The sequence below is a fragment of the Oleiagrimonas citrea genome (assembly GCF_012395255.1).
Classification (GTDB): Bacteria; Pseudomonadota; Gammaproteobacteria; order Xanthomonadales; family Rhodanobacteraceae; genus Oleiagrimonas; species Oleiagrimonas citrea.
This window is the reverse complement of sequence record NZ_JAAZQD010000001.1, coordinates 602,620-627,606: the sequence shown is the minus strand read 5'-3', so window position 1 is coordinate 627,606 and position 24,987 is coordinate 602,620. Positions and strand designations below refer to the sequence as shown.

Sequence of the window (24,987 nt, the reverse complement as noted above, 5' to 3'; positions counted from 1 at the left end):
GAAGCACCACGCTGACTCCAGATTGCGGAGAACCGACATGACCACGCCCCTGTTCAAATCGATCGTATGCGCCGCGGCCGTCGCCGCGCTGGCTTGCGCGCCCAGCGCATTCGCCGGTCATGGTCGTCATGGCGGATACCACCATTACCGTGGGCACTACGGTCACGCCGTGCGCTATCACGGCGGATACGGGCATCACTACTACTACCATCGCCATCGCGACCATGTGGGGCGGTGGGTGGCCGGTGCCGTGGTACTGGGCGCTTTGACGCACTTGGTGGTCGAGGCCAGTCAGCCGCGCGTCGTGTACTACGACAATCCTCCGGTGACGTACTCGCGCACTCGCGTGATCTATCGCGACCGTCCGGTGGAGCGGGTCTACGAACAGCGCACGGTCTACAGCGATCCGTACCAGACACGCTACATCGGTCACGACGATTCGTACGACGACGATTGAAGATCGTCGCAGCGCTGCACGAAAAGCCCGGCATGGCCGGGCTTTTCTTTTATGCGTCGCTCATGGGACCGGCAGGGCGTAGTGCACATCGGTATCGCGCAGGTAGCCGACGTCTTCGTACAGTCGCTGCGCGCCGGTGTTGTCGTTGGCGGTGGACAGCGTCACGCGACAGGCGCCGGTGCGGCCCGCATGCTCGCGGGCACGTTCGAGCAACGCGCGGCCCACGCCCTGACCGCGTGCTTCGGGTATCACGAACAGGTCGTTGAGAATCCAGAGACGCTGCGCCGCCACCGAGGAAAATCCCGGGTACAGCTGCGTGAAACCGAGTGCCTGGTTGTCCGAAGTCTCGACGCGTTCGGCCACGAAGATCACCGACTCGCGCAGGGCCAGGCGTTCGTGGAGGAAACGACGTGCGGCGTCGAGGTCGGCCGGTTGCTCGTAGAAGCGGCGGTAGGCATCGAACAGCGGTGCGAGGATGTCGAGGTCGTCGAGCAGCCCCTGGCGGATGCGTAGGGTGTGCGGCATGGCGAAGCTCCGGTTTGCGGATGTCTTCGAGCGTAACGGTTCGCGTGCGCGAAGGTGTTTCGCGTTTTGCTGTCGAGGCTTTTGTGCCATCTTCGCGGCTCTGGTAGGGTCATCGAACGCGCATCCGGTGGATGCACGCAGCGAGCGTATCGGATGAACGCCCAACCCGAATCGCCCCAGGGCATGGAGCCTATCGAAGCACTGGACGCGCGGTATGCGCGGGTGCGCGATGCGACGATGGCGCTGTGCGCCACGCTGACGCCCGAGGATACGGTCGCACAGTCCATGCCCGACGCCAGTCCGGCCAAATGGCATCTGGCGCACACCACCTGGTTCTTCGAGAAATTCGTGCTCTGCCGCGATCCCGGCTATGCGCCGATGCACGCGGACTGGCACTACCTGTTCAATTCCTATTACCAGTCGGCCGGTCCGATGCATGCGCGGCCGCAGCGTGGCCTGATCACGCGGCCGAGTCTGCTGGAGGTGGTCGACTTCCGTCGCCACGTCGATGCGTGCATGCGCGAGCGACTGCAAGCCGGCGTGGACGAGGACACTGCCGCGATCGTGGTTATCGGTCTGCACCACGAGCAGCAGCATCAGGAGCTGCTGCTGACCGACATCAAGCATCTGTTCGCATGCAATCCGCTGTTGCCCGCGTATGCCGAGCTGCCCGAACCGCCGCGCGGCCGCGCGCGCCCGCAGCGCTTCCTGCGCGGACGTGAGGGACTTGTCGAGACCGGCGCGCCGGCGCATGGATTCGCCTACGACAACGAGCGGCCGCGTCATCGAGAACTGCTGCACCCGCACGCCATCGCGCAGCGCCCGGTCAGTAATGCCGAATTCATCGAGTTCATCCGTGACGGCGGCTACCGCACGCCGACGCTGTGGATGTCCGAGGGGTGGGATACGGTGCAGCGCGAAGGCTGGAACCGCCCGCTGTACTGGAGCGAGGACCTGGACAGCGCTTTCACGCTCGGCGGCCTGCGCGCGCTCGATCCGCACGCGCCGGTGGCGCACGTGAGCTATTTCGAAGCCGATGCCTTCGCGCGCTGGGCCGGCGCGCGACTGCCCACGGAAGCCGAGTGGGAGGTACTGGCCGCCGACCGCGATCCGGGGCAGGGCAATCTGCGCGATCGCGGCCTGCTGCAACCGTGCGCGGCGCCAGACGACGCCGATGAGGACGCACCGCTGCAGCTGTTCGGCGATGTCTGGGAATGGACGTCCAGCCCGTACGTCAGCTATCCCGGATTCCGCCCGCTGCCGGGCACGTTGGGCGAGTACAACGGCAAGTTCATGTGCGGTCAGTGGGTGCTGCGCGGCGGTTCCTGCGTGACGCCGGGCGACCACATCCGTGCCAGCTACCGCAATTTCTTCTATCCCGCCAGCCGCTGGCAGTTCAGCGGGATCCGACTGGGACGCGACGCATGACATCCGCCGCCTTGGACGTGCAACTCCATGATCTCCAGCCCAGTGCCGACGACATGCTCGGCGACGTGCTCGAAGGACTCTCGCGACAGCCCAAGCAGTTGTCCTCGAAGTACTTCTACGATGCGCGCGGCTCGCGCCTGTTCGAGCGCATCTGCGAGCAGCCGGAGTACTACCTGACGCGCGCCGAACTGGCTCTGATGCGCGAGCATCTGTCGCAGATCGCCGATGCGCTCGGACCCGAAGTGCTGCTGGTGGAATACGGCAGCGGCAGTGGCATCAAGACACGTCTGCTGCTGGAGCACCTGCATGCGCCGGTGGCGTACATGCCGGTGGAGATCTCGCGCAGCGCGCTGATGGCCAGCGTCGAACGCCTGGCCGACGACCATCCGTCGATCCAGATGCTGCCGGTGTGCGCGGACTTCACGCAGCCCATCGAACTGCCGATCCCGGATCGCAAACAGCGTCGGACCGTGATCTATTTCCCTGGTTCGACCATCGGCAATTTCGAGGCCTCGCAGGCGGTGCGCCTGCTTCGGCAGATGCGCGAGGAAATGGGCGAGAACGGTGCGGCGTTGGTCGGCGTCGATCTGCTCAAGGACCCCGCGATCATCGAGGCAGCCTACAACGACGCGGCTGGCGTGACCGCCGCCTTCACGCTCAACATGCTGGTGCACATCAACCGTGAACTGGGCGCGGATTTCGACGTGGACGGATTCGCCCACCGGGCGCGCTTCAATCCGCAGACCGAGCGTATCGAGACGCATATCGACAGCTTGCGTAAGCAGGACGTGCACATCGAGGGGCGCGCCTTCCACTTCGATGCCGGCGAATCGATCCTCGTCGAATACAGCTGCAAGTATTCCCGCGAATCCTTTGCGCGGCTGGCCGGCGAAGCCGGACTGCGTGTCGAACGGGTCTGGACCGATCCGGACGAGCTCTTCAGTCTGCAGTATCTGGTGGCGGCCTGATCGCACGGGGCCGCGCGTCACGCAGGGGCGTCCGAAGTCACGAGCTTGATCGAGCACTCCTCGAGACACCGTCTGCGTCGACCATCGCGTTTCTTGCAGTGTGATGATCGACGGTAAGGCAGCCGGTGCGCATGGGCGGGCAGGCCATCCTGCATTCGACTTCCTCGCGCGGCAGGCCGTGCCGGAGGCAAAAGAAAAGGGCCGGCATGGCGCCGGCCCTTTTCATCCTGACGTCGAAGACAGGACTTACTGACAGCTCACACCCACACCGGCGAAGGCGGCCGTCACGTCGCTGCGCGAGTAGCCGTAGTCGTCAGCGGCGGTCTCCACACCGCAGGCGCCGCTGTTGAACGTCGCGGTCGACGTCCAGTACAGCTCGTTGGCGCGCTTGAACACCTCGAAGGCCATCTTGGTGTTCCAGCCGCCGGTCTTGGCCAGATCGCAGAACGCCTTGTTGTAGACGCCGCTGGAGTAATGCACATCCAGGCCACTGTAGTAGTCCGCCGCGTTGTCGATCGACGCGCCGTCCTGGGTCGGGTTGCACATGTAGCGCAACGCGTTGCCCAGGCTGGTGCCCGGCTTGACGATGTCCGCACCGACCTCGAAGTCGTTGCTGCCGCGGTCATAGTACTCGGCGGCTTCGCCGGCCATGTCCGAGAAGGCCTCGTTCATGCCGCCGGACTGGCCGGAATACTGCAGGCCCGAGTTCTGCTCGGTGAAGCCATGGCTGATTTCGTGGCTGGTCACGTCCAGCGACACCAGCGGATAGAAATGGCTGGCGCCGTCGCCGAACACCATCTCCGAGCCGTCCCAGAACGCGTTTTCGTAGTTGCGGTTGTAGTGCACGTACATCTTCAGCACCTGGTTGAGCGGCGGGGCGCCGAACCAGTCGTTGTACATGTCGTGCACGACGCCGCCGAAGTGGTGCGCGTCGTTGATCGGCGAGTACGCGCCGTTGATGCCGTCGCCGTCGCTGTACGAGCAAGCGAAGGTCCACAGCGTGACGCGGTTGCGGCTCTGGCCCATGTCGTAGGTCTGCACGTTGTCGTTCTGCATGTAGCACGTGCTGCCGGACTGCTGGACCTGCAATGCGGCGTAGTCGGTACCGTAGAAGTACTGACCCGTCTTCTGGTTGCCGCCGGGGCCGGTCGCCGTCGAAGGCGAACCGCCAGTGCTGCCGCCACCGCCGGGCTTGCCCTTGGTGGTGAGGCCGTCCCAGCTCTCGATGACGTCGCCGGTGTTGGCGTCGATAAGCGCCATCGGACGCATCGGCTTGCCGGTGCTGTCGTTGAAGAACGAGGTCAGGTAGGCCAGACGCGGCTTGGCACCCTCGGCGTAGACGAACAGTTTGCTCTGCACGTTGCGCAGGTCGGCATCGCGCACGCCGTTGACGCCGATGCCCAGCGGCAGCAGGCCGACATGATTGCGCAGGCGCTGCACGGCGTCGTCGCTGCTCAGGCCTGGACGCATCGAAGTCAGGCCGAGGCCCAGACCGTGGGCGACATGGCCGGTCACGCTCATCACCGCACCCGACGCATCGCGTTCGACGACAACGCTGCGGCCGTACACGGGCACGCCGCGGAACATTTGGTGCTCACGTGTCTTCAGGGTGCCGTGCGCGGTGCGCGCGGACTGCGCCGGCATCAGCGACGCATCGGCGCTCAGGCCGATGCCCTGCGCCAGGCCGCGATCGTTGACGTGACCCATCGCGCCCATGCGCACGTTCCCCGGTGCGGCGGACGCCATCGAAAGGCCGAACATACCCAGTGCGCCGAGCACGGCGCAGGCAACTTTTTTCTGCAACATGTATGGATTTCCTCCCAATCCGAAAGATGCGGCCGTCTCCCCCTGCTCCCCAGCACGACCGCGACCTGTTCGTCGCTGATGCGGGGCGTTCCCTGCGCTCCGCGGTACGAACGAAATCACCATGACATGACGATGCGGTGAGCGTCACGCTGCACCGCAACTCCTCAGATTGAGTAGGTTTTCCGAGGCGCTCAGTCGTCCAGAAGGCCGTGCCGTCGATGCCACTCGCGCAGCGATTCATCCGGGTACTCCGGGAAGTGTGCATCGTGCGGCCCCTCGGGGGCCGGCACCCAGGAAGCCTTCGAGTCGAGCTGGATATGCACTCGCTCGGGTGCTTCGGGCAGCGGTGTGTCGATGGCGGAGGCGTGCGGGTGGACCAGCTCGGGCCAGGTCGGGTCGTACAGCCACAGCGCGCTACCGCACAACCTGCAGAAGTGCCGCTGGCCGCTGCTGGTGCGGGTGTCGCCGTGCTCGTCGTGGATCACGGCCTGATAGACCGCGAGATGCTCGCGACCCTCGACCTTGAGACTCTCCGCGTAGGCGCCGAGGTTGATCGCGTAACCGCCGCCACCGGCTGTCTTGCGGCAGATCGAGCAGTAGCAGTGCATGTACGGGACCGGCGCATAGGCCTTGCAGCTGAAGCGCACGCTTCCGCAGTGGCAGGAACCTTCCAGTTTCATGTCGCGTCTCCGTCGTCGGGGTGGGCGGATGGCTGCGGGCGCGGCGGCCGGAGTCACTACATCGGCTCCTTGATGCCGCGCTTGAGCAGCCAGGCGTTCACCGGCATCGCCGTGGCGAAACCGGCCAACATGGCGATTTGCATCATGAACCAGAACATCGCGCCCGTCTTCGGCAGTCCGGCCGGGAACAGCACGAACAGCGTGATGGCCATCCATCCGTACATGCCGATTTGCCAGGACGTCAGCGACAGCGCGTCGGCCTTCACGGCAGCCTTCAGCACGGCCATCGGCGGCTCGTCGCTCATCGGCCGGATGCTGAAGTACTGGAACGCGATGCCGATGGCGAACGCGAACATATAGTCCAGCGTCCACGCGGCGGCGACCTCGCTGCCGAAGAGCGTCAGCGGCAGGGCGATCAGCGCCGATTCAATCAATAGGTCGGCCAGGGTGCAGCCGCTGCCGCAATGCGTCGCGGCCAGCGCGGCGTGCTGGAGGCGTCCGGGTTCACGATCGGCCTTCCCGCGATCCTCGGCTTCGCGACGCCCCCGCGGACTGTGCCGTCGACCGACCCGCAGGTAGCTCCACACGGCTAGTGGGCCGGCATACAGCGCGGTGATGGGCCAGACCAGATTCATGATCGCCATGTGCTGACGATAGCCGCGGACGATATCCCACGCGATCCAGACCGCGCAGGCGATGGCGAGACCCAGGGAGCATTCGGCCAGGAGGATCAGCCAGGAAGGCATGTGCGACTCCTTTGCAAAAACCACCGGACAGGCTAGCGCGGAGCCGTGCAATCTGCGGTGAATTGGCCGGTGTCAGAGCGTGCCGTTTGTCGTTGCGCGCGTGTAGGTGCCGAGGAAAATCGTCTTCCAGCTTGTGCCGCTGTCTCGGGAGATCTCCCAGTGCTGGCGCACGCGGCCACTGTTCAGCGGCGTCCAGGTGATGCGGTCGCGCACATGGCCTCGCTTGTCCTTGCGGGTGCCGGTCAGCACCATCGACGCGCCCTGCAGGCGACCGTGCAGATGCAGTACCTGGCCGCCACTGCCGACCCAGTCCTGGTGCCACTGTTTGGTTCCGGCGTCGTAGTAGTTGAGGCTGTTGCCGGTCGATTTGCGTCCGAACCATTGTTCGCGGATGGCGCATCCCCGCGAGATGCGCGTGATACGGCTGTGCCCGACGGTCACACCGGCGGGGTTGGTCACGTGCCAGCGTCCGAGCCAGAAGTCGAACTGGCGGAAGACAGGTGCCGCGCAGGTCTTGCCGAGATCGTGATCAGAGAGCAGGGCCGGTCGGGGCGGTTTTGCGGGCGCCGCCGCGAGTACCGGCGCGCACAGGAACAATGCGGCGAACAGGCTTGCAGGACGCATGAGCATCTCCGCTCGGTTCGGGTGTCCCTACCATGCGGGTTCATGCGTTGGGGTGCAAGCACGCGGACACGGCTGCCATGACTGCGACCGTGTCCGCGAGGCCTCGCCGCGCTCGGATCAGGACGTGGTCGAGCGCTGGTGCACCCACCGCCGATAGGCGCCGCGCGAGATCGTCTTGGTGCCGTGGCTCACGTACAGGAAGTCGTTGGCCAACGGTGCATACGCATTGGCTTCCTCGGCGTTCAGGCGGCCATTGTGGTTGCTGTCCAGCGCAGCGAAGGTCGGGGCCGGGCCGTATTTCGGCGGTGCAGGCATCGAGCTCTTGACGATCAGTGTGCCCTGCCGGGTGTGGTAGATCGCCGGCTGCGAGGACGATGATTTCATGGCGGGTCCGTTCGTCGCGTGGTCGGACGCGGCGGGGGCACCCTGCGCCATCGCGCCGGCGGCGACGCCGGCCAAGGCCAGTCCGAGGACGAGAGAAAGCGAACGAGGCATCGGTTTCGTGAACATGGCACACGCTCCTTGCGAATCGGGGGGAGATGCGTGCGGCATGCTTCGGGCTTGCCGCACGCGTGTCTTTGGACCGCATGCGGCAGGCAGGATTCGGCGAAGCGGCGACGGCGGATCAGTTTGCGTTCAAGATTCCGGCGCTGCGTGTGGATCAGGCCGCTTTGCGCGCGCCCAGCGTGTCCAGCAGATCGTGTGCGGTGCGCAGACGTTCGGCGGCGCCCGGAAGGTCCAGCGTGATACGCAGCTTGTCCTGGCCGTCGAGCTTGTACACGCGCGGCTGACCCTGGATCAGGCGCAGGATCGCCATCGGATCGATCTCGGGTTTCTCTTGGAACAGGATGCGCCCGCCCACGGGACCGAATTCGAGCTTGCGGATGCCCATCGGCGTGGCGCGCAGCTTCAACTCGGTCACCGCGAACAGTTGCTTGACGGCATCGGGAAGCAGACCGAAGCGGTCGACCATTTCCACCTGGAGTTCGCGCAATGCATCGGTGTCGCGGGCGCTGGCGATGCGTTTGTAGAGGGTCAGGCGCGTGTGCACGTCGGGCAGGTAGTCGTCCGGGATCAGCGCGGGAAGATGCAGTTCGACCTCGGTTTCGTGGTCGGCGGTGAGATCGAAGTCGGGTACCTTGCCGCTGCGCAGCGCCTTGACCGCGCGTTCCAGCAGTTCGGTGTACAGGCCGAAGCCGATCTGCTGGATTTGGCCGGATTGTTCGTCGCCGAGCAGTTCACCCGCGCCGCGGATTTCCAGGTCGTGCGTGGCCAGGGTGAAGCCGGCGCCGAGTTCCTCCAGCGAGGCCAGTGCTTCCAGACGCTTCTGCGCGTCGGCGCTGATGGCCTTGCGGTCGGGTACGATCAGGTAGGCGTAGGCGCGGTGATGCGAGCGGCCGACGCGGCCGCGCAACTGGTGCAACTGAGCCAGGCCGAAGCGGTCGGCGCGGTCGATGACGATGGTGTTCGCCGTCGGAATGTCGATGCCGGTCTCGATGATGGTGGTGCAGACCAGGATGTGGAAGCGCTGGCGATGGAAGTCCAGCATCACCTGCTCCAGCTCGCGCTCGGGCATCTGGCCGTGGGCCACGCGTACGCGGGCGTCGGGCAGCAGGTCTTCCAGTTCGCGCGCGGTGCGCTCGATGGTTTCGACGTTGTTGTGCAGGAAGTAGATCTGGCCGCCGCGCGCCAGTTCGCGCTGCACGGCCTCGCGCACCAGCGCCGGATCGTATTCGCTGATCAGTGTCTTCACCGCCATGCGGTGTGCGGGTGGCGTGGCGATGATGGACAGGTCGCGTAGGCCGTTCATCGACATGTTCAGCGTGCGCGGGATCGGCGTGGCGGTCAGCGTCAGCAGGTCGACCTCGGCGCGCAGCTTCTTCAGCGCTTCCTTCTGACGCACGCCGAAACGCTGTTCCTCGTCGACGATGACCAGACCCAGGTCCTTGAACTTCACATCCTTCTGCAACAGCTTGTGGGTGCCGATGATGATGTCGACCGTGCCATCGACGATGCCTTTCAGTGCGGCGTCTACGTCCTTCTTGGCGCGGAAGCGCGACAGCACCTCGACCCGCATCGGCCAGTCGGCGAAGCGGTCGGCGAAGTTCTGGTAGTGCTGCTGGGCGAGCAGGGTGGTCGGCACCAGCACCGCGACCTGACGGCCGGCGGCGGCGGTGACGAAGGCGGCGCGCAGCGCGACTTCGGTCTTGCCGAAGCCGACGTCGCCGCAGACCACGCGGTCCATCGGTTTCGGCGCGGCCAGATCGTTCAGCACGGCTTCGATGGCGTTGCGCTGGTCCGGCGTTTCCTCGAACGGGAAGTTGGCAGCGAAGTCGGCGTACATCACGCGGTCGATGGGCATCGCCGCGCCCTTGCGCGCCTCGCGCTGGGCGTAGATGGCGAGCAGTTCGGCGGCCACGTCGCGGACTTTCTCGGCGGCCTTCTTGCGCGCCTTCTCCCAGGCGTCGCCGCCCAGCGAATGCAGCGGTGCCAGTTCCGGCGCGGTGCCGGTGTAGCGGCTGACCAGGCCCAGCTGTGCGACCGGCACGTAGAGCTTGGCTTGCTTGGCGTACTCGATGACCAGGAATTCGTTGGCGGTGTCGCCGACGTCCAGCGAGGTCAGTCCGCGGTAGCGGCCGACGCCGTGGTCGAGATGCACAATGGGCGAACCGATTTCCAGCTCGGTAAGGTCGCGGATGATGGTGTCGGGATCGCGCGTGGCGGTGCGGCGGCCGCGACGCTCCTGGCGCACGCGTTCGCCCAGCAGTTCGCGCTCGGTCAGCACCGTCAGTGCGGGCTGGGTCAGTGCGAAGCCCTGTTCCAGTTCGGCGACGGTGATCGCCAGTTTCGGCGCGTCGTCGCCTTCGGTCTCGGCGAATGCGCGCCAGCCGTCGACGGGCTGCGGATGCACGCCGAACGTGCCGAGCTGGTCATACAGCGCCTCGCGCCGGCCGGCGGAATCGGTGGCGATCAGCACGCGGCCCGGATAGGCATCGAGGAAGCGCTTCAGCGATTCGCCGGCCTCTTCGCCGCGCGTGTTGAGCGGCAGCGAGGGCGCCGGTTGCGTGCCCAGGGCACGGGCGTGCTCATGATCCTTGTCGACCAGTTCCACGCGCAACTGGCGATTGAGCCGTTCGCGCAGCGCGTCCGGCGGCAGGTACAGATCCTCGGGCGGAAGGATCGGGCGCTCGATGTCGTGCGCGCGCTGTTCGTGGCGCTCGCCGACCTGCGTCCAGAATGCGTCGGACGACTCCAGGGCGCGTTCGCCGAGCACGAACAGCGCGTTGTCGGCGAGGTAGTCGAACAGCGTCTCGGTGGTCTCGAAGAACAGCGGCAGGTAGTACTCGATGCCGCCCGGTGCGACGCCCTGCTTGATGTCCTGGTAGACCGGGCAGCGGCGCACGTCGATGGGGAAGCGCTCGCGCAGGCGGTTGCGGAAATCGCGCGTGGCGTGATCGGTCAGCGGGAACTCGCGCGCCGGCAGCAGTTCCACCGATTCGACCTTGTGCGCGGACAGCTGGGTTTCCGGATCGAAGCTGCGGATCGATTCGATTTCCTCGTCGAACAGCTCGATGCGGTACGGTTCGGCCGCGCCCATCGGGAAGATGTCGATCAATGCGCCGCGCACCGCGAACTCGCCCGGATCGCCAACCTGCGGCACGTGGCGGTAGCCGGCGGCTTCCATGCGTTGCTGTTCGTCGGCGATGGTCAGCGTCTGGCCGACGCGGATGGACAGGCCGCTGCCGGCGACATAGCTGCGTGGCGCCAGGCGCTGCATCAGTGTGGAGACGGGTACCACCAGCACGCCCCGGGTCACGGTCGGCAGGCGGTACAGCGTGGCGATGCGCCGCGACACGATCTCAGGGTGCGGACTGAACAGGTCGTAGGGCAGGGTCTCCCAGTCCGGGAAATGCAGCACCGGAAGATCGCCGGCGAAGACCTCCAGTTCCTGCTCCAGCTGGTGCGCGCGCAGGTTGTCGCGCACCGCGACGACCACCAAGCCTTCGTGCTCGCGAGCGGCAGCGACGACGGCCAGCGCCATCGAGGCGCCGTCCGGCGCGCTCCAGAAGCGGCGCTGTTTCGGGGTGGTCGGCAGGGGCGGCTGGATCAGTGCTGTGGGCATGTTCGGCAACGCAGGACAGCGCCGGTCGCTCGGGCGGCCAGCGCGTAAAGGAAAGAGGTCGATTCTAGCAGTCGCGTTCCGTGGGGCGCGAAACCGGCTCGGACGCACCATCGAGCGCGAGGCTGAGCAGCCGCATGCCGGGATCGTCGACCGACAGGCGGTGGCGGAAGCCCAGTTCTCGGCACAGATCGAGCATCGGCCGGTTGTCCACCAGCACGTAGCCCCAGATTTCCTCGAGGCCGCGTCGTTTGCATTCCTCGATCAGGCGCAACATCAGCAGATGGCCCAGCCCCTTGCCGGTCCAGGCGCGCTCGACCAGGACCGCGAATTCGGCGCTGTGGGTGGCGGCATCGAGGTGGATGCGGCCGACGCCGCGCAGTTCGGCGGGGTTGCAGGTCTCGTCCATCAGTACGTAGGCCGAAGCCTCGGCCGGGTCCAGCGTGCATAGCCGTCTGGCCAGAGGCAGCGGCAGCTCGCGCATGGCCTGCATGAAGCGCATGCGTACTTCGTCTGGATGCAGGCGAGTAAAACAGCGGCGCACGGCGTCGACGTCGTCGGGACGGATCGGGCGCAGGTAGAGCGTGCGCCCGTCGTCGAGACGGACTTGCTCGCCTTTCGCGCGCTCGGATTCGTCCGCTGCTTGACCGAAGCGGGCGCGTCCGCGAGGCGGCAGGGGCGTGGCCTGCGCCGGCACGGGCACGATGCGTTCGCTTCGCAAGACGTTGACCATACTCATGCGTATAGTCTGAGGGTCCGGGTCGAGGGTGTCTACCGGGCGGAAGATGTAGAGGGTGCGACGTTCAGGTGCGAGCAAGCGATCGTGGCAGGATGCGCGCGAAATCGTTATGGTGACGGAAGCATCCGCGGTCAGGGAGTCCGCTGTGGCTACAGAGGTCATCGATTTCAATGCCTTGCGCAAGTCCTGCGGGTCCTGTGCGTTGGCGCAGCTGTGTTTGCCGGCGTCGATCGGTGCCGACGACCTGACCCGTCTGGACCATCTGGTGCAGCAGCGCAAGCCGACCGATCGCGGCACGACGCTGTTCGATACCGGCAGCTCGCATGCCAGGCTCTACGTCGTGCGCTCCGGTTCGTTCAAGACGTATGTCGATCTGCCCGACGGCGACCATCAGGTGCTCGGTTTCCATTTGCCCGGCGATCTGCTGGGGCTGGATGCGCTGCCATCCGAGCGGCACCGCTGCAGCGCCGAGGCGCTGGAACGCTCGACGGTGTGCGAAGTGCCGTTCAACGACCTGTCGGTGGTGGCGTCGAAACTGCCCGGTCTGCAGCAGCAGCTGTACCGGGTCATGAGCGATCAGTTCGCGCTCGAGCAGGAACACATGGTGATGATGGGGCGGCGTCAGGCTCCGGCGCGACTGGCGATCTTCCTGCACAGCCTGTCCGAGCGGCGCAAGCGGTTGGGTCTGGATCCGCTGGAGTTGAACCTCAGCATGTCGCGGCAGGACATCGCCAATTACCTGGGGCTGGTGATCGAGACGGTCAGCCGTCTGATGGGTCGGTTCCAGACGGCGGGCGTGCTCGAGGTCGAACGCCGCATCGTCCGCATCCGCGACATGGATGCGCTGCGCGCGATGGCGCACGGCGGCGACACGCCGACGGACACGCAGAAGTCCGCGTCCTCGTCCTCCTGAGCGGTCAGCCGCGCGCCACACAGTCGAACGGCAACAGGGCGTCGGGCATGCCCAGCGGCGCCAGCCACGGGCCGGCTAGCGTCAGCGCCGCCATGCCCAGCATGACCACGGCGGTACCGCGCCGCAGATGCGCGCCGGCCGTGCGCGACAGGAAATCCGCGCCCAGCGACACCCCCAGCACCGCGGGCAGGGTGCCGAGACCGAACGCGGCCATGGTGGCGGCGCTGCTCCACGGGTCCAGGCTGGTCCAGGCCAGAAGCAGCACGGTGTAGACGAAACCGCAGGGCATCCAGCCCCAAGCCAGTCCCAGCATCCAGGCCTTGGGCAGGCTGTCGACGGGCAGCAGACGACGCATTCGCGGTGACAGCCAGGCCCACACGCGCGTGCCGGCGATGCGGTCGAGCACGCCCCGCCCCGTCCACAGGCCGACACCGATGACGACGAAGGCCGTCGCCATCAGCACGCGCAGCCCCAGCCGCAGCGTGGCGTCGTCCAGCCATCCGTACAGCGCGGCGCCGACGCTGCCGAGCAGCAGGCCGGCCAGGGCGTAGCCGCTGATGCGACCGAACTGGTAGGTAAGCAGCAAGGCGCGACGGGGGCGGCCGTCGGGGCGCCGTTGCGTGGCCAGTCCCAGCGCGTGCGAGATGCCGCCGCACATCAGCGCGCAGTGCCCGGAGCCGGCCAGGCCCAGCAGCGCGGCGGCGGCGATGGTCAGGGCGCCGGTCATGCGTCCGTGTCCTCGTCCGGGTGCGCATCGTCGGACAGCGGCATCAGCGCCGGCGTGTCGAGGTCGTCGAACTGCGCGTGATTGACCGCCCAGAAGAAGGCCCAGACGCCGGCGCCCAGCAGCACCATGCTCAGTGGAATCAGCAGCAGGATCACGTTCATGCCAGCGCCTCGCGGGGAGTCGGCGCGACGGACTTCGTCGTGGCCTGTGTGGACACATGACGACCGATGCGCAGTGATTGCAGCAGCACCAGCAGCGAACTGGCGGACATGCCGATGGCGGCCAGCCACGGCGGCACCAGTCCGAATGCAGCCAGCGGCACGGCGGCCAGGTTGTAGCCGATGGCCCAGCGCAGGTTGCGATGGGTGGCCTGCAGCATTTCCCGCGCGACCGCGCGCGCGTCCAGCAGCCGATCCAGTCGGTCGCCGGCCAGCAACAGACCGCTGCTGGCCTGGGCCAGCGCCGCACCGCTGCCCAGCGCGATGGCGACATCGGCGCCGGCCAGTACGGGGGCGTCGTTGATGCCATCGCCGACCATCGCCACGACACGGCCTTCGCGGCGGAGCTGTTTCAGGTTGTCCAGCTTGTCGGTCGGCGTGGCCTCGGCACGCCAGGTCTCGATGCCCAGCGCTTCGGCGATGCGCGCCACGCGCGCGCGGCGATCGCCACTGAGCAGGATCACCCGCAGACCGGCTTCACGCAGGACGCTCACGGTGCTGGCGGCCTCGGTTCGTGGGCACTCGCGCAGGGCGAAGCGGGCGAGCGTGCCGCGTTCGTCGCGCAGCACCAGACGTTCGTCGCCGCGGCTTTCGCCGGTCCAGTCGGCACGGCCCAGGCGGTAACGCACGCCGTCGATCACGCCCTCGACACCGCAGCCGGCGGTATCGTGGCGATCGTGGACCGTCGGTAGAACGGCCTCGTCGGCGGCGCTGCGCAGGGCGCGCGCCAGCGGATGCGTGCTGGATTGTTCGAGTGCGGCGGCGATATGCAGTGCATGCTCGAGTTCGCCGCGAACGGCCTCGCTCCGTGCGCGATCCAGCCTGGGCACGGTCAGGGTGCCGGTCTTGTCGAACACGACGGTGTCGACGCCGGCCAGCCGTTCCAGCGCGTCGCCGTCGACCACCAGCACGCCGCGCCGGGCGAGCACGGCGACGGCGCGGGTCAGCGCTGCCGGCACGGCCAGCGCGAACGCGCAGGGGCAACTGATGACCAGCACCGCGATGGCGGCGTCGAAGGCGCGCGAGGGATCGAACACACTCCAGGCCAGCGCGGTTAGCACGGTCAGGGCGAGCGTGCGCGTGACGAAGCGACGCGCGTGTGCGTCGGCGGCCCGCGCCAGCGCCGGCTTGTCGCTGGCCGCGCGGGTAATCATGCGCACGATGCCGGCCAGCACCGTATCGGCGCCGACCTGGGTCACCCGCACCTGTACCGGCCCGTCCTGCAGCAGCGTGCCGGCCATCAGCGTGTCGCCGGACACGTGGCGACGCGGCGTGGACTCGCCGGTGAGCAGCGATTCGTCGACCTGGCACGGCCCGTCCAGCAGCACGCCGTCGGCGGGCACACCGGCGCCTGCACTGACGCGCACGCGATCGCCGGTCTCGAGTTCGTGCACGCCGACGGTTTCCACCCGGTCGCCGTCGATCAGCCGCTCGGCGGTGGCGGGCTGCAGACGGGCCAGGGCATCGACCAGATCGCCGGCGCGATGGCGGGCGCGCATTTCCACATAGCGCGCGCCGAGCAGGAACAGCACGAACATGCTGACCGAATCGAAGTAGATCTCGCCGCCGCGGCCGAGCGTGGCGATCAGGCTGGCCAGGTAGATCAGTGCGATGGCCAGCGCCACCGGCGTGTCCATCGACACATGCCGCGCGCGTAGTTCGCGCAGCGCGCCGGCGAAGAAGGGGCGGGCGGCGTACAGCACCACGGGTGTCGTGACCAGAAAGCCGAGCCAGCGGAAGAAGTCGCGCGTGGCGACATCCATGCCGTCGAAGTGGCCGGCGTACAGCGCCACCGCGTACATCATCGCCTGCATGGTGCCGAGTCCGGCGACCACCAGGCGTTTCAGCGCGTCGCGGCTCTCGCGCTGACGCAGCGCGTCGAGTGCGGCCAGGTCCAGCGGATGCGGGTCGTAGCCGAGTCGCGCCAGTGCCGTGAGCAGGTGCGACAGCGGCGTGTCGCGCGGATCGAACACCAGCCGCACCCGGCGTGCCGGCGCGTTGACGCCGACCTCGCACACACCAGATTCGGCACCCAATGCGCGTTCGATCAGCCAGCCGCAGGCGGCGCAGCGCATGCCGTCGACCAGCACCACGACTTCGGCGCGGTCGTCGGCGTGCATGCGCACATGCAGCCGCGCCATGGCCGGTCGGTCCCAGGCGCTGAAGTCGGCCAGCGGCTCGGCGCGTTCGGCGGGTTCGCTGCGCAGACGGTAGTAGTCGGACAGGCCCAGCCCCTGAATCCACGTCGCCGCGGCCTCGCAGCCGCGGCAGCAGACGGGCGCGTCGACGCCGTTCGCCCGCACCGTGAGGGTGCAGTCGGACGGCACCGGCTCGCCGCAGTGGAAGCAGGCCTGCGTCATGTCAGTGGCCGTGCAGCCGGCCCTGCGTGTTCGGGTTGTGGATCTGCGCGTCCGGCAGGCGTTCGGCGATCACCAGCGTGGTGATGCCGCCGGCCACGGCCGCGCTGAGCAGCACGATCATCAGCCAGACCTCGGGAACGCGGTACCAGGGGAGCGTGGGTGTGTTCATGGCGAATCACTCGGTGCGAAGAAGGCCGTCGTCACGTCGGCGACGGGCTGGGAGGCGTTCGGGTCGGTGGAGTTCAGTTGCAGCGTCACGCGCTGCCGGCCGTGCACGCTGCCGGCCGGCGCGCGCAGGGTGACCGGCACGGAGGCGACTTCGCCGCCGGCGATGTCCAGACGCTGGCGGCCGACCAGCACCAGCGGCGTGTCGCCGTCCAGGCTCAGGGTCAGCGTCATCGGTTGGTCGCTCTTGTTGACCAACTTCAGGGTGTAACTGTTCTCCACGCTGCCGGCGGGTCCCGCGCGCCACAGTGCGTTGCGGTCGCGCAGCACTTCGGCCAGCAGCATGCTGCGATGACCGATGCTCCAGGCGAAGGCGCCGGCCAGGAGCAGCAGCACGGTCGCGTAGATCAGTGTGCGCACGCGCAGCACGCGGCTCGGCTTGCCTTCCATGGCGTGCTCGGTGGTGTAGCGGATCAGCCCGCGCGGGTACGCCATCTTGTCCATGATCGCGTCGCAGGCGTCGATGCACGCCGCGCAGGCGATGCAGCCGACCTGCAGGCCGTTGCGGATGTCGATGCCGGTCGGACAGACCTGCACGCAGGCCTGGCAGTCGATGCAGTCGCCCAGCGCGGGACGTTCGCCGTCCTTGTCCGCCCAGTCCAGCACGCTCGGTGTGCCGCGCTTGCGGTGACCGCGATCCTCGCCGCGCGGTTCGTCGTAGCTGATGATCAGCGTGTCGCGGTCGAACATCGCGCCCTGGAAGCGCGCGTACGGGCACATGTACTTGCAGACCTGTTCGCGCAGGAAGCCGGCATTGCCGTAGGTGGCGAAGCCGTAGAACGCGATCCAGAACATCTCCCAGCCGCCCAGATCGAAGTGCGCGACTTCGCCGGCCAGTTCGCGGATCGGCGTGAAGAAACCGACGAAGGTGAAACCGGTCCACAGCGCGAAGGCGATCCACGCCAGCTGCTTGAGGCCCTTGCGCGCGAACTTCTTCGCGCCCCACGGCGCCTTGTCCAGACGCATGCGCTGGTTGCGGTCGCCTTCGATCTTGCGTTCGATCCACAGGAACGCCTCGGTCCATACCGTCTGTGGACAGGCGTAGCCGCACCAAAGCCGGCCGGCGAGGGCGGTGAAGAAGAACAGCGACAGCCCGGCCATGATCAGCAGCCAGGCCATGAAGAAGAAGTCCTGCGGCCAGAAGGTCAGACCGAGGATGTAGAACTTGCGGTGCGGCAGGTCGAACAGCACCATCTGCCGACCGTCCCAGTTCAGCCACGGAAACACGTAGAACATGCCCAGCAGCCACAGCACGGCGGCGTTGCGCAGGCGCTGGAAGCGGCCTTTGATCTCGCGCGGGTAGACCTTGGGCTGGCGCGCGTAGAGGGTGCCCTCGTCGCCGTCGACTAACTGCAGGGGAATGCGTTCGTTCATGCGTTCTCGTCATCCACCGGAACGTCGCCGCGCGGTTTCAGCAGCAGCGACGTGAACAGGCTCGAGGCCAGCGTGCAGACCCAGAACATGAAGAAGCCTAGCGTGTAGCCGACGCCGCGACTCACGTTCAGCGTCGGCCAGGTGATCGTGGCCAGACGGTCGGGATCGACGACGGCGAAGAACACCATGGTCGCGACCCCGGCGGCGAAGAACGACGGCCACGCCACCGCGCCGACGCGTGCCGCGAGCGGCAGACGCGACGTCGACGCGGATACGCGTGGCGCGATCACTGCGCCGCCTCCGCCGTGTCGGCCGGGGCCTGCTGCGACTGCGCGAGCACCCATGCCGCGGCCATGCGGATGCGGTCCGGACCGAGGGTCTTGTCCCAGGCCGGCATCTGTCCGTTGCGGCCGTTGCGGATGGTGGCCTCGATGGTCGCCAGGTCGCCGCCGTACAGCCAGGTGTTGTCGGTCAGATTCGGCGCGCCGAGTGCCTGGTTGCCCTTGCCCGTTGGGCCGTGGCAGGCGATGCACAGCGTCATGTAGCGCGCCTTGCCGGCCGTGGCGAGCGTGGCGTCGTGGGACTGCCCGGACAGCTCGCGCACGTAGTTGGCCAACTCGGTCACGCCCTGGTCGCCGGCGACCGCGCCCCACGCCGGCATGACGCCGTTGCGGCCGTGCGTGATGGTCGTGATGACCTGCTGCGGATCGCCGCCGTACAGCCAGTCGTCGTCGGTCAGGTTGGGAAAGCCGCGTGCGCCGCGCGCATCCGAGCCGTGGCACATCGCGCAGTTGTTGGCGAACACGTTGTGACCGATGCTCAGCGCCTTGGGATCGTCGACCAGCTTGTTCATCGGTATGTCGCGGAACTGCGCGAACAGCTTCTCCAGGCGCGCGTTGGCCTCGGCCACGTGGGCGTCGTGCTGCTTCACCGAACTCCAGCCGAGGCTGCCCTTGGTCGCGCCGAAGCCCGGGTAGAGCACCAGGTAGCCGATGCCGAAGGCGACCGACAGCACGAACAGACCGATCCACCACATCGGCAGCGGCTTGTTGTACTCGGTCAGATTCTCGTCCCAGGTGTGGCCGGTGGTCTCGCTCGGGTCGCTCTTGGCGTTGCCGAACAGCAGCCATACCGCGCCGACCACGTTGATGGTCACCAGGACCATCACGAAAATGCTCCAGAAGGTGCTCATGCCTGATCCTCCTTCGTGGCGCGCGTGTCCTCAATCAGCGGAAGCATCTCGGCTTCGCGGAAGCGCGGCTTCTGCCGTGCGCTGTAGGCCCAGACGGCGACCCCGATGAACAGGATCATGAGCAGGGCGGTCAGGATGCCGGAAATCATGGCGTGTCCTCCTTCGGGCCGTGCGTGCCCAGGCTTTGCAGGTAGGCGATCAGGGCGTCCATCTCGGTCTTGCCCTTGACCGCAGCGGGAACGGCGGCGATGTCGGCGTCGGTGTACGGATCGCCGATGCTGCGCAGCGCGCGCATGTGCGAGGCGACTTCCTTCGCGTCCAGCGTGCGTTCGGCCAGCCACGGGAAGCCGGGCATGTTCGACTCCGGCACCACATCGCGCGGGTTCATCAGATGCACGCGGTGCCAGTCATCGCTGTAGCGTCCGCCGACGCGGGCCAGATCCGGGCCGGTGCGCTTGGAGCCCCACAGGAACGGATGGTCGTAGACCGACTCGCCGGCCACCGAGTAGTGGCCGTAGCGTTGGGTCTCGAACGACAGGGTGCGGATCATCTGCGAATGGCAGTTGTAGCAGCCTTCGCGGACGTAGATGTCGCGTCCGGCTAGTTGCAGCGCGGCGGGCGGCTTCAGACCGGGCACGGGCTGGGTGGCGTTGGCCTCGAACATCAGCGGCACGATCTCGGCCAGGCCGCCGAAGCTGATCGCGACCGCGATCAGCACGGCCATCAGGCCCACGTTCTTCTCGATCTTTGCATGCAGCATGGCGGGCTCCTCAGGCGTGCACGGCGGTGGGAATCAGCGCCGGCGCGGGTTCGCGCGAAGTGCGCCAGGTCATCCAGGTGTTCCACGCCATCATCAGCATGCCGCTCAGGTACAGCAGGCCGCCGAAGAAGCGCGCGTAGTAGAACGGATAGGTCTGCTTGAGCGACTCGATGAAGGTGTAGGTCAACGTTCCGTCGTCGTTGGTCGCGCGCCACATCAGGCCCTGCATCACGCCGGCCATCCACATCGCGGCGATGTAGATCACCACGCCGATGGTGGCCACCCAGAAGTGCGTCTCGACCAGCTTCTGCGAGTACATCTGCTTGCGGCCGTACAGCCGCGGGATCAGGCAGTACAGCGAACCCATGGTGATGAAACCGACCCAGCCCAGCGCGCCCGAGTGCACGTGGCCGATGGTCCAGTCGGTGTAGTGCGACAGCGAGTTGACCGTCTTGATCGACATCATCGGCCCCTCGAAGGTCGACATGCCGTAGAACGACAGCGACACGATCATGAACTTCAGGACCGGATCGGTGCGCAGCTTGTGCCATGCGCCGGACAGCGTGAGGATGCCGTTGAGCATGCCGCCCCACGACGGCGCCAGCAGGATCAGCGAGAACACCATGCCCAGGGACTGCGCCCAGTCGGGCAGCGCGGTGTACATCAGGTGGTGCGGGCCGGCCCACATGTAGATCGCGATCAGTGCCCAGAAGTGCACCACCGACAGGCGATAGGAATAGATCGGACGCTCGGCCTGCTTGGGCACGAAGTAGTACATCATCGCCAGGAAGCCGGCGGTGAGGAAGAAGCCCACGGCGTTGTGGCCGTACCACCACTGCACCATGGCGTCGACCGCGCCGGAGTAGACGATGTAGGACTTCGTCCACGACACCGGGATGGCGATGTTGTTGACGATGTGCAGCACCGCGATGGTGATGATGAAGGCGCCGTAGAACCAGTTCGCCACGTAGATGTGCTTGACGCGGCGTTTGGCCAGGGTGCCGAAGAACACGATCGCGAAGACCACCCACACCACCGTGATGATGATGTCGATGAACCACTCCGGCTCGGCGTATTCCTTGCTCTGGGTGATGCCTAGCGGATAGGTGATCGCCACCAGCACGATGACCAGTTGCCAGCCCCAGAAGGTGAAGGCCGCCAGCTTGTCGCTGATCAGTCGCACCTGGCAGGTGCGCTGGACCACGTAGAAGGCGGTGCCCATCAGCGCGCTGCCGCCGAAGGCGAAGATCACCGCGCTGGTGTGCAGCGGACGCAGGCGGCTGAAGGTCAGGTACGGGATGTCGAAATTCAGTGCGGGCCAGGCCAGCTGGGCGGCGATGTACAGGCCGACCAGCATGCCGACCACGCCCCACAGGATCGTGGCGGCGGTGAACTGCCGTACGACCTTGTCGTTATAGGTCTTCGTCGAGTCCATGCGGTTCCCCAAAGTGATTGCGCATCGAGCGAGACTCTAGGGGCTGGGTGGCTAGGCCATCTTGATCTTGGTCAATTGCCGTGCGCATGAGCCTTCAGGCGCCGGGTTCACGCGCCTGCGGGTGGCTCGGCTACACTCGATTCTCGTTTCGAGGCGATTACGGGGGACCGATGTCCGGACACGCCAATTCCCTGAAGGTCATCCTGTTGGCGCTGGGTGCCAACTTCGCGATCTTCGTCGCCAAGCTGGCGGCGGCCCTGATCACCCGTTCCGGCGCGATGCTGGCCGAGGCCGTGCACTCGCTGGCCGACTGCGGCAATCAGGGGCTGCTGCTGCTGGGACTGCGCCAGGCCAAGCGGCCGCCCTCGGACGACTATCCGCTGGGTTGGGGGCGTGCGCTGTATTTCTGGTCATTCCTGGTCGCGATCCTGCTATTCAGTGTGGGCGGCGTGTTCTCGATCTACGAGGGCGTGCACAAGCTGACGCATCCCGAACCGCTCAGCTGGCCGTGGCTGGCGGTCGGCGTGCTGGTGTTCGGCCTTGTCGCCGAGGGTCTCTCGATGCGTGGCTGTCTGCAGGAAGTGCGCAAAGAACAGGGCGATCGCAGCCTGTGGCAGTGGTTCCGCGAGAGCCGTTCCAGCGAGCTGCTGGTGATCTTCGGCGAGGATTCCGCCGCGCTGCTGGGGTTGCTGCTGGCGCTGCTCGCGGTGCTGGCGACGATGCTGACCGGCAACCTGCTTTTCGATGCGCTGGGCACCATCGCCATCGGCGTGCTGCTGGTGGTGGTCGCCGTGCTGGTCGCGGTCGAGGTGAAGGGCCTGCTGATCGGGCACGGCGTAGAGCCGAAGCAGCGCGAGACGATGCTGGCCTTCCTGCGCGAGCGCCCGGAAGTCGAGTGCGTCTACAACCTGCTGACCCTGCACATGGGGCCGGAGGTGATGGTGGCGATCAAGGCGCGCATGCGCCCGGCATCGTCGGGTCGCGCGCAGGTCGACGACATCAATGCCGTGGAACGGGATTTCCGTGCCCGCTTTGCCGCGGTGCGCTGGTGCTTCTTCGAGCCCGACGTCGACGACTGAGGGTCAGTGCACGCCAACGCCCACGCCGACCCCGCTGCGGCCGCCGCTGCCGACCCCGACGCCCATGCCGAAGCTGAAGTTCGGGTGCCCCTGGCGCATTTCCTCCGCCGTCCAGGCGTGGTGCTGTTCCACCTTGACGCGCGGGAACACGTAGCTGGCTTCGCCGACCTGGCCCGCATGCACGCCATCCAGCGTGCCACGCACGGTTACCGGCGAACCCGGTGGCAAGCTCAGCGGTTCGACGTAGCCGGGCAGCACGGCGATGAAGCGGCCGATGCCCTTGTCGCGGGCGATGCGCGGCCGCTGCGAGCGGTCCAGCGGGTAGGCCAGCAGCTCGACGTCGGTGTGGTCGCTGAAGTTCTCCACGCGTACCACGGTGCCGCCCCAGATGACCGTCTGGTTCTGGTATTGCTCCGGCGTCTGTGCGACCTGCGTCGGCGTGATGATCGCGGTGCCGGGCGCGACGGTGTAGATCGGCGCGGGCGCGCAGCCGGCGACGAGCGTCAGCAGGGTGGCGACGGCGAGGCTCGGAAGAAGGCGGGCGAAGCGGGTCATGATCGGTTCCTGTGCGCGCGAGCGTGCCGCCAGCTTAGCCCAAGCGGCGCGGACGGCAAGCGGTTCAGGCCGCTGTGCCGTCTTCGGTTTTCAGCCAGTTCAGGCGTGCCGTGCCGCGTTCGCCGTCGGCCGCGAGTTGCGTGGCGAGCAGGCGCAGCAGCGGGTGCAGCGTCGCATCCAGGCGCCAAGGTGGATTCAGCACGGCTATGCCGGCGCCGTTGAGGCGTTGCGGCACGGTGTCCGGGCGGGTCAACAGCTCGATGTCGAGCACGGTCTTCGCCGCGCAGCCGCGCAGCCAGCGGCGGAACGGATGCAGCTCGCGGCCCAGCTTGATCGGATACCACACGGCGTAGACGCCGCTGGGCCAGCGCGTCAGCGCCGTGTCCAAGGCCGTCTGGATCCGAGCGTACTCGTCGATCTGCTCCTCGAACGGCGGATCGATCAGGACCAGACCACGTTTCTGCGTGGGCGGAAGCAGCGCTTTCATGGCCGCGTAGCCGTCGCGCTCGTGCACGTGAATACGGCGGTCCTCGCGGAACAGCGCGCGCAGCTTCGCGGCTTCCTCGGGCAGCAGTTCGCATAGCTGCGCGGCATCGTCGGCGCGCAGCAGGCGAGCGGCGATGCGCGGCGAGCCGGGGTAGTGGTCCGCGCCCTCGGCGGCGACCAGGTCGAGGTAGCGGTCCAGCAGCGGAAGCCGGCCGTGCAGCGCGCGCAGGCGACCGATGCCGGCGTCGGCCTCGGCGGTCTTGCGCGCGGCTTCGCCGCTCAGGTCATAGCGACCGGCGCCGGCGTGCGTGTCGAGATAGCACAGCGGCTTGGGCTTGGCCTGCAGCGCCTCGATCAGCGCGATCAGCACGCAATGTTTCAGAACGTCGGCGAAATTGCCGGCATGGTAGGCATGGCGGTAGTTCATTCGGCAGTCGTGCGCGGCGAGGCTGGACCCGGGTCCAGCGTTGAGCGGGCGGATGGAGCGAAGGACAGCGGGTGCTGTGCGCACCTTGCCCTTCCCGCAATTGTCGCATGCGCCGCGTTTGACGGCGCTGGCGTTGGAGTCGGCGCGTGGCTGGCTTCCTGCGTCAAGCGTGTTCGTGGACGTGCCCGCGTCCGAAGGCGCAGGGCGCAGCTTCCGTCGGTTCGCCCTCGGCGCAGTGGTCGGTCTGAAGAGTCGTGTGGGTGATGCCGAAGTGTTGCTTGAGCATGTGTTCGATCTCGCGCCGGGTGTCGTGGCAGTCGACTTCGTGACTGACCAGCACGTGCGCGGACAGCGCCGGCATCTCCGAGGTGACTTCCCAGACATGCAGATCGTCCAGCCGGTTGACGTGCGGCATGGCCAGGATTGCCTCGGAGATCGCGGCCGGATGCAGGTCGCGCGGCGCGGCTTCGAGGAACACGCGGCCGGAATCGCGCACCAGGCCGTAGCCGGCGCGCAGCATCAGTCCGGCGACGACCAGTGCCGCCAGCGCATCGACGCGGTTCCAGCCCGTTGCCCAGATCACCGCACCGGCCACGGCGGTGGCGATGAAAGCGTAGAGATCGGTGAGGATGTGCTGGAAGCTGCCTTCGACATTCAGACTGCGCCGGTTGGCCTTGCTCATGATCCACACCGCGAGCAGGTTCACCACGATGCCGGCCAGGGCGACGAAGAACACCCAGCGGCCTTCGACCTGCGGCGGATCGACCAGACGAAACACCGCCTCGATGATGAACCAGCCCGACAGCAACAGCAGGGTGATGCCGTTGGCCTGCGCGCTGAGAATTTCGGCGCGCTTGAAACCGAAGGTGTAATGGCCGTCGGCGGGCCGCCGCGCCAGATGCATCGCGACCAGTGCCAAACCGATGGCGGCGACGTCGGTGAGCATGTGTCCGGCGTCGGAGATCAGCGCCAGCGACGAGGCGATGATGCCGGCCACGACTTCCAGCGCCATGTAGCCGGTCAGCAGCAACAGGGCGAGCGTCAGATAGCGACGATCCGCATCGGCGGAGACACCGTGTGCATGATGATCGTGACCGTGGTGGTCGTGGTCGTGATGATGGGCGTGCAACGCGTTCCTCGCAT

The 24,987-nt window shown here is 67.0% G+C and carries 26 protein-coding genes; 5 read left to right on the top strand and 21 right to left on the bottom strand.

The window, feature by feature from the left end:
* The first annotated feature begins 37 nt into the window (after window positions 1-37).
* Complete coding sequence (locus HF690_RS02770; protein WP_113065221.1) at window positions 38-457, top strand: hypothetical protein; 420 nt, start codon at window positions 38-40, stop codon at window positions 455-457.
* Window positions 458-517: 60 nt separating this feature from the next.
* Here the strand turns inward: HF690_RS02770 and HF690_RS02765 are convergent, their stop codons facing one another.
* Complete coding sequence (locus HF690_RS02765; RefSeq protein WP_168608355.1) at window positions 518-982, bottom strand: GNAT family N-acetyltransferase; 465 nt, start codon at window positions 980-982, stop codon at window positions 518-520.
* Window positions 983-1,135: 153 nt separating this feature from the next.
* Between HF690_RS02765 and egtB the strand changes: the two genes are divergently transcribed.
* Window positions 1,136-2,410 (top strand): ergothioneine biosynthesis protein EgtB, encoded by a 1,275-nt coding sequence (gene egtB, locus HF690_RS02760; protein ID WP_240151534.1) that lies wholly within the window; start codon window positions 1,136-1,138, stop codon window positions 2,408-2,410.
* Window positions 2,407-3,378 carry an L-histidine N(alpha)-methyltransferase gene (gene egtD, locus HF690_RS02755; protein ID WP_168608354.1) on the top strand — a complete coding sequence of 324 codons (972 nt, stop codon included), beginning with the start codon at window positions 2,407-2,409 and terminating at the stop codon, window positions 3,376-3,378. Before egtB ends, egtD begins: the two co-directional genes overlap by 4 nt.
* Before the next feature lie 246 nt (window positions 3,379-3,624).
* Here the strand turns inward: egtD and HF690_RS02750 are convergent, their stop codons facing one another.
* The 7 genes from HF690_RS02750 to HF690_RS02720 form a co-directional block, all read right to left on the bottom strand.
* The gene (locus HF690_RS02750; RefSeq protein WP_113065218.1) at window positions 3,625-5,184 is read right to left on the bottom strand and encodes a M4 family metallopeptidase; all 1,560 of its coding nucleotides are present in this window, start codon (window positions 5,182-5,184) and stop codon (window positions 3,625-3,627) included.
* Window positions 5,185-5,375: 191 nt separating this feature from the next.
* A complete protein-coding gene (locus tag HF690_RS02745; RefSeq protein ID WP_168608353.1) occupies window positions 5,376-5,864 on the bottom strand; it encodes a GFA family protein in 489 nt (162 codons plus the stop codon).
* A gap of 56 nt (window positions 5,865-5,920) precedes the next feature.
* Complete coding sequence (locus HF690_RS02740; RefSeq protein ID WP_168608352.1) at window positions 5,921-6,610, bottom strand: DUF4396 domain-containing protein; 690 nt, start codon at window positions 6,608-6,610, stop codon at window positions 5,921-5,923.
* A 72-nt stretch (window positions 6,611-6,682) separates the two neighbouring features.
* Window positions 6,683-7,234 (bottom strand): hypothetical protein, encoded by a 552-nt coding sequence (locus HF690_RS02735; protein WP_168608351.1) that lies wholly within the window; start codon window positions 7,232-7,234, stop codon window positions 6,683-6,685.
* Window positions 7,235-7,351: 117 nt separating this feature from the next.
* Window positions 7,352-7,744: a hypothetical protein gene (locus HF690_RS02730; protein WP_168608350.1), complete on the bottom strand. Its 393-nt coding sequence runs from the start codon at window positions 7,742-7,744 to the stop codon at window positions 7,352-7,354.
* 151 nt (window positions 7,745-7,895) lie between these two features.
* Window positions 7,896-11,357 (bottom strand): transcription-repair coupling factor, encoded by a 3,462-nt coding sequence (gene mfd, locus HF690_RS02725; protein ID WP_168608349.1) that lies wholly within the window; start codon window positions 11,355-11,357, stop codon window positions 7,896-7,898.
* Between the two features lie 64 nt (window positions 11,358-11,421).
* Entirely contained in the window at window positions 11,422-12,093 is a 672-nt protein-coding gene (locus HF690_RS02720) for a GNAT family N-acetyltransferase (RefSeq protein WP_240151533.1), read from the bottom strand.
* A gap of 145 nt (window positions 12,094-12,238) precedes the next feature.
* On the opposite strand from HF690_RS02720, the gene fnr reads away from it, so the two are divergent.
* On the top strand, window positions 12,239-13,006 hold the full coding sequence (gene fnr, locus HF690_RS02715; RefSeq protein ID WP_240601800.1) for a fumarate/nitrate reduction transcriptional regulator Fnr: 768 nt from the start codon (window positions 12,239-12,241) through the stop codon (window positions 13,004-13,006).
* A 4-nt stretch (window positions 13,007-13,010) separates the two neighbouring features.
* On the opposite strand, the gene HF690_RS02710 is transcribed toward fnr, so the two are convergent.
* Genes HF690_RS02710 through ccoN form a run of 10 tightly spaced genes read right to left on the bottom strand, consistent with a single transcriptional unit; the run spans window position 13,011 to window position 21,297 of the window.
* The gene (locus HF690_RS02710; RefSeq protein WP_113065210.1) at window positions 13,011-13,733 is read right to left on the bottom strand and encodes a sulfite exporter TauE/SafE family protein; all 723 of its coding nucleotides are present in this window, start codon (window positions 13,731-13,733) and stop codon (window positions 13,011-13,013) included.
* Window positions 13,730-13,894, bottom strand: coding sequence for a cbb3-type cytochrome oxidase assembly protein CcoS (gene ccoS, locus HF690_RS02705; protein WP_113065209.1), 165 nt, complete (start codon window positions 13,892-13,894; stop codon window positions 13,730-13,732). Before ccoS ends, HF690_RS02710 begins: the two co-directional genes overlap by 4 nt.
* Window positions 13,891-16,311, bottom strand: coding sequence for a heavy metal translocating P-type ATPase (locus HF690_RS02700; RefSeq protein ID WP_168608348.1), 2,421 nt, complete (start codon window positions 16,309-16,311; stop codon window positions 13,891-13,893). Before HF690_RS02700 ends, ccoS begins: the two co-directional genes overlap by 4 nt.
* A 1-nt stretch (window position 16,312) precedes the next feature.
* Window positions 16,313-16,480 (bottom strand): hypothetical protein, encoded by a 168-nt coding sequence (locus tag HF690_RS02695; protein ID WP_168184709.1) that lies wholly within the window; start codon window positions 16,478-16,480, stop codon window positions 16,313-16,315.
* The gene (gene ccoG, locus HF690_RS02690) at window positions 16,477-17,910 is read right to left on the bottom strand and encodes a cytochrome c oxidase accessory protein CcoG (RefSeq protein WP_168608347.1); all 1,434 of its coding nucleotides are present in this window, start codon (window positions 17,908-17,910) and stop codon (window positions 16,477-16,479) included. Before ccoG ends, HF690_RS02695 begins: the two co-directional genes overlap by 4 nt.
* Entirely contained in the window at window positions 17,907-18,200 is a 294-nt protein-coding gene (locus tag HF690_RS02685; RefSeq protein ID WP_113065206.1) for a hypothetical protein, read from the bottom strand. Before HF690_RS02685 ends, ccoG begins: the two co-directional genes overlap by 4 nt.
* Complete coding sequence (gene ccoP, locus HF690_RS02680; protein WP_168608346.1) at window positions 18,197-19,102, bottom strand: cytochrome-c oxidase, cbb3-type subunit III; 906 nt, start codon at window positions 19,100-19,102, stop codon at window positions 18,197-18,199. Before ccoP ends, HF690_RS02685 begins: the two co-directional genes overlap by 4 nt.
* Entirely contained in the window at window positions 19,099-19,251 is a 153-nt protein-coding gene (locus HF690_RS02675; protein ID WP_113065204.1) for a cbb3-type cytochrome oxidase subunit 3, read from the bottom strand. Before HF690_RS02675 ends, ccoP begins: the two co-directional genes overlap by 4 nt.
* Window positions 19,248-19,862 carry a cytochrome-c oxidase, cbb3-type subunit II gene (ccoO, locus tag HF690_RS02670; RefSeq protein ID WP_113065203.1) on the bottom strand — a complete coding sequence of 205 codons (615 nt, stop codon included), beginning with the start codon at window positions 19,860-19,862 and terminating at the stop codon, window positions 19,248-19,250. Before ccoO ends, HF690_RS02675 begins: the two co-directional genes overlap by 4 nt.
* A 10-nt stretch (window positions 19,863-19,872) precedes the next feature.
* Entirely contained in the window at window positions 19,873-21,297 is a 1,425-nt protein-coding gene (gene ccoN, locus HF690_RS02665) for a cytochrome-c oxidase, cbb3-type subunit I (protein ID WP_168608345.1), read from the bottom strand.
* A gap of 170 nt (window positions 21,298-21,467) precedes the next feature.
* On the opposite strand from ccoN, the gene HF690_RS02660 reads away from it, so the two are divergent.
* Complete coding sequence (locus HF690_RS02660) at window positions 21,468-22,376, top strand: cation diffusion facilitator family transporter (protein ID WP_113065201.1); 909 nt, start codon at window positions 21,468-21,470, stop codon at window positions 22,374-22,376.
* A 3-nt stretch (window positions 22,377-22,379) separates the two neighbouring features.
* Here the strand turns inward: HF690_RS02660 and HF690_RS02655 are convergent, their stop codons facing one another.
* The 3 genes from HF690_RS02655 to HF690_RS02645 form a co-directional block, all read right to left on the bottom strand.
* Window positions 22,380-22,931 (bottom strand): Slp family lipoprotein, encoded by a 552-nt coding sequence (locus HF690_RS02655; protein ID WP_193568361.1) that lies wholly within the window; start codon window positions 22,929-22,931, stop codon window positions 22,380-22,382.
* Between the two features lie 64 nt (window positions 22,932-22,995).
* Window positions 22,996-23,844 carry a 23S rRNA (adenine(2030)-N(6))-methyltransferase RlmJ gene (locus HF690_RS02650; RefSeq protein ID WP_168608344.1) on the bottom strand — a complete coding sequence of 283 codons (849 nt, stop codon included), beginning with the start codon at window positions 23,842-23,844 and terminating at the stop codon, window positions 22,996-22,998.
* Window positions 23,845-24,007: 163 nt separating this feature from the next.
* The gene (locus HF690_RS02645; protein WP_193568360.1) at window positions 24,008-24,973 is read right to left on the bottom strand and encodes a cation diffusion facilitator family transporter; all 966 of its coding nucleotides are present in this window, start codon (window positions 24,971-24,973) and stop codon (window positions 24,008-24,010) included.
* Window positions 24,974-24,987: the final 14 nt, after the last annotated feature.

Excerpts from the sequence above, each read along its gene's own strand:
- HF690_RS02730 (WP_168608350.1), bottom strand. The coding sequence starts at position 7,744 with ATGTTCACGAAACCGATGCCTCGTTCGCTTTCTCTCGTCCTCGGACTG.
- HF690_RS02750 (WP_113065218.1), bottom strand. The coding sequence starts at position 5,184 with ATGTTGCAGAAAAAAGTTGCCTGCGCCGTGCTCGGCGCACTGGGTATG.
- ccoN (WP_168608345.1), bottom strand. The coding sequence starts at position 21,297 with ATGGACTCGACGAAGACCTATAACGACAAGGTCGTACGGCAGTTCACC.
- HF690_RS02740 (WP_168608352.1), bottom strand. The coding sequence starts at position 6,610 with ATGCCTTCCTGGCTGATCCTCCTGGCCGAATGCTCCCTGGGTCTCGCC.
- HF690_RS02770 (WP_113065221.1), top strand. The coding sequence starts at position 38 with ATGACCACGCCCCTGTTCAAATCGATCGTATGCGCCGCGGCCGTCGCC.
- HF690_RS02735 (WP_168608351.1), bottom strand. The coding sequence starts at position 7,234 with ATGCGTCCTGCAAGCCTGTTCGCCGCATTGTTCCTGTGCGCGCCGGTA.
- HF690_RS02765 (WP_168608355.1), bottom strand. The coding sequence starts at position 982 with ATGCCGCACACCCTACGCATCCGCCAGGGGCTGCTCGACGACCTCGAC.
- ccoS (WP_113065209.1), bottom strand. The coding sequence starts at position 13,894 with ATGAACGTGATCCTGCTGCTGATTCCACTGAGCATGGTGCTGCTGGGC.
- HF690_RS02745 (WP_168608353.1), bottom strand. The coding sequence starts at position 5,864 with ATGAAACTGGAAGGTTCCTGCCACTGCGGAAGCGTGCGCTTCAGCTGC.
- HF690_RS02695 (WP_168184709.1), bottom strand. The coding sequence starts at position 16,480 with ATGAACACACCCACGCTCCCCTGGTACCGCGTTCCCGAGGTCTGGCTG.
- ccoP (WP_168608346.1), bottom strand. The coding sequence starts at position 19,102 with ATGAGCACCTTCTGGAGCATTTTCGTGATGGTCCTGGTGACCATCAAC.
- HF690_RS02675 (WP_113065204.1), bottom strand. The coding sequence starts at position 19,251 with ATGATTTCCGGCATCCTGACCGCCCTGCTCATGATCCTGTTCATCGGG.
- HF690_RS02655 (WP_193568361.1), bottom strand. The coding sequence starts at position 22,931 with ATGACCCGCTTCGCCCGCCTTCTTCCGAGCCTCGCCGTCGCCACCCTG.
- ccoG (WP_168608347.1), bottom strand. The coding sequence starts at position 17,910 with ATGAACGAACGCATTCCCCTGCAGTTAGTCGACGGCGACGAGGGCACC.
- HF690_RS02700 (WP_168608348.1), bottom strand. The coding sequence starts at position 16,311 with ATGACGCAGGCCTGCTTCCACTGCGGCGAGCCGGTGCCGTCCGACTGC.
- ccoO (WP_113065203.1), bottom strand. The coding sequence starts at position 19,862 with ATGCTGCATGCAAAGATCGAGAAGAACGTGGGCCTGATGGCCGTGCTG.
- egtB (WP_240151534.1), top strand. The coding sequence starts at position 1,136 with ATGAACGCCCAACCCGAATCGCCCCAGGGCATGGAGCCTATCGAAGCA.
- HF690_RS02710 (WP_113065210.1), bottom strand. The coding sequence starts at position 13,733 with ATGACCGGCGCCCTGACCATCGCCGCCGCCGCGCTGCTGGGCCTGGCC.
- mfd (WP_168608349.1), bottom strand. The coding sequence starts at position 11,357 with ATGCCCACAGCACTGATCCAGCCGCCCCTGCCGACCACCCCGAAACAG.
- HF690_RS02650 (WP_168608344.1), bottom strand. The coding sequence starts at position 23,844 with ATGAACTACCGCCATGCCTACCATGCCGGCAATTTCGCCGACGTTCTG.
- HF690_RS02720 (WP_240151533.1), bottom strand. The coding sequence starts at position 12,093 with ATGAGTATGGTCAACGTCTTGCGAAGCGAACGCATCGTGCCCGTGCCG.
- HF690_RS02660 (WP_113065201.1), top strand. The coding sequence starts at position 21,468 with ATGTCCGGACACGCCAATTCCCTGAAGGTCATCCTGTTGGCGCTGGGT.
- egtD (WP_168608354.1), top strand. The coding sequence starts at position 2,407 with ATGACATCCGCCGCCTTGGACGTGCAACTCCATGATCTCCAGCCCAGT.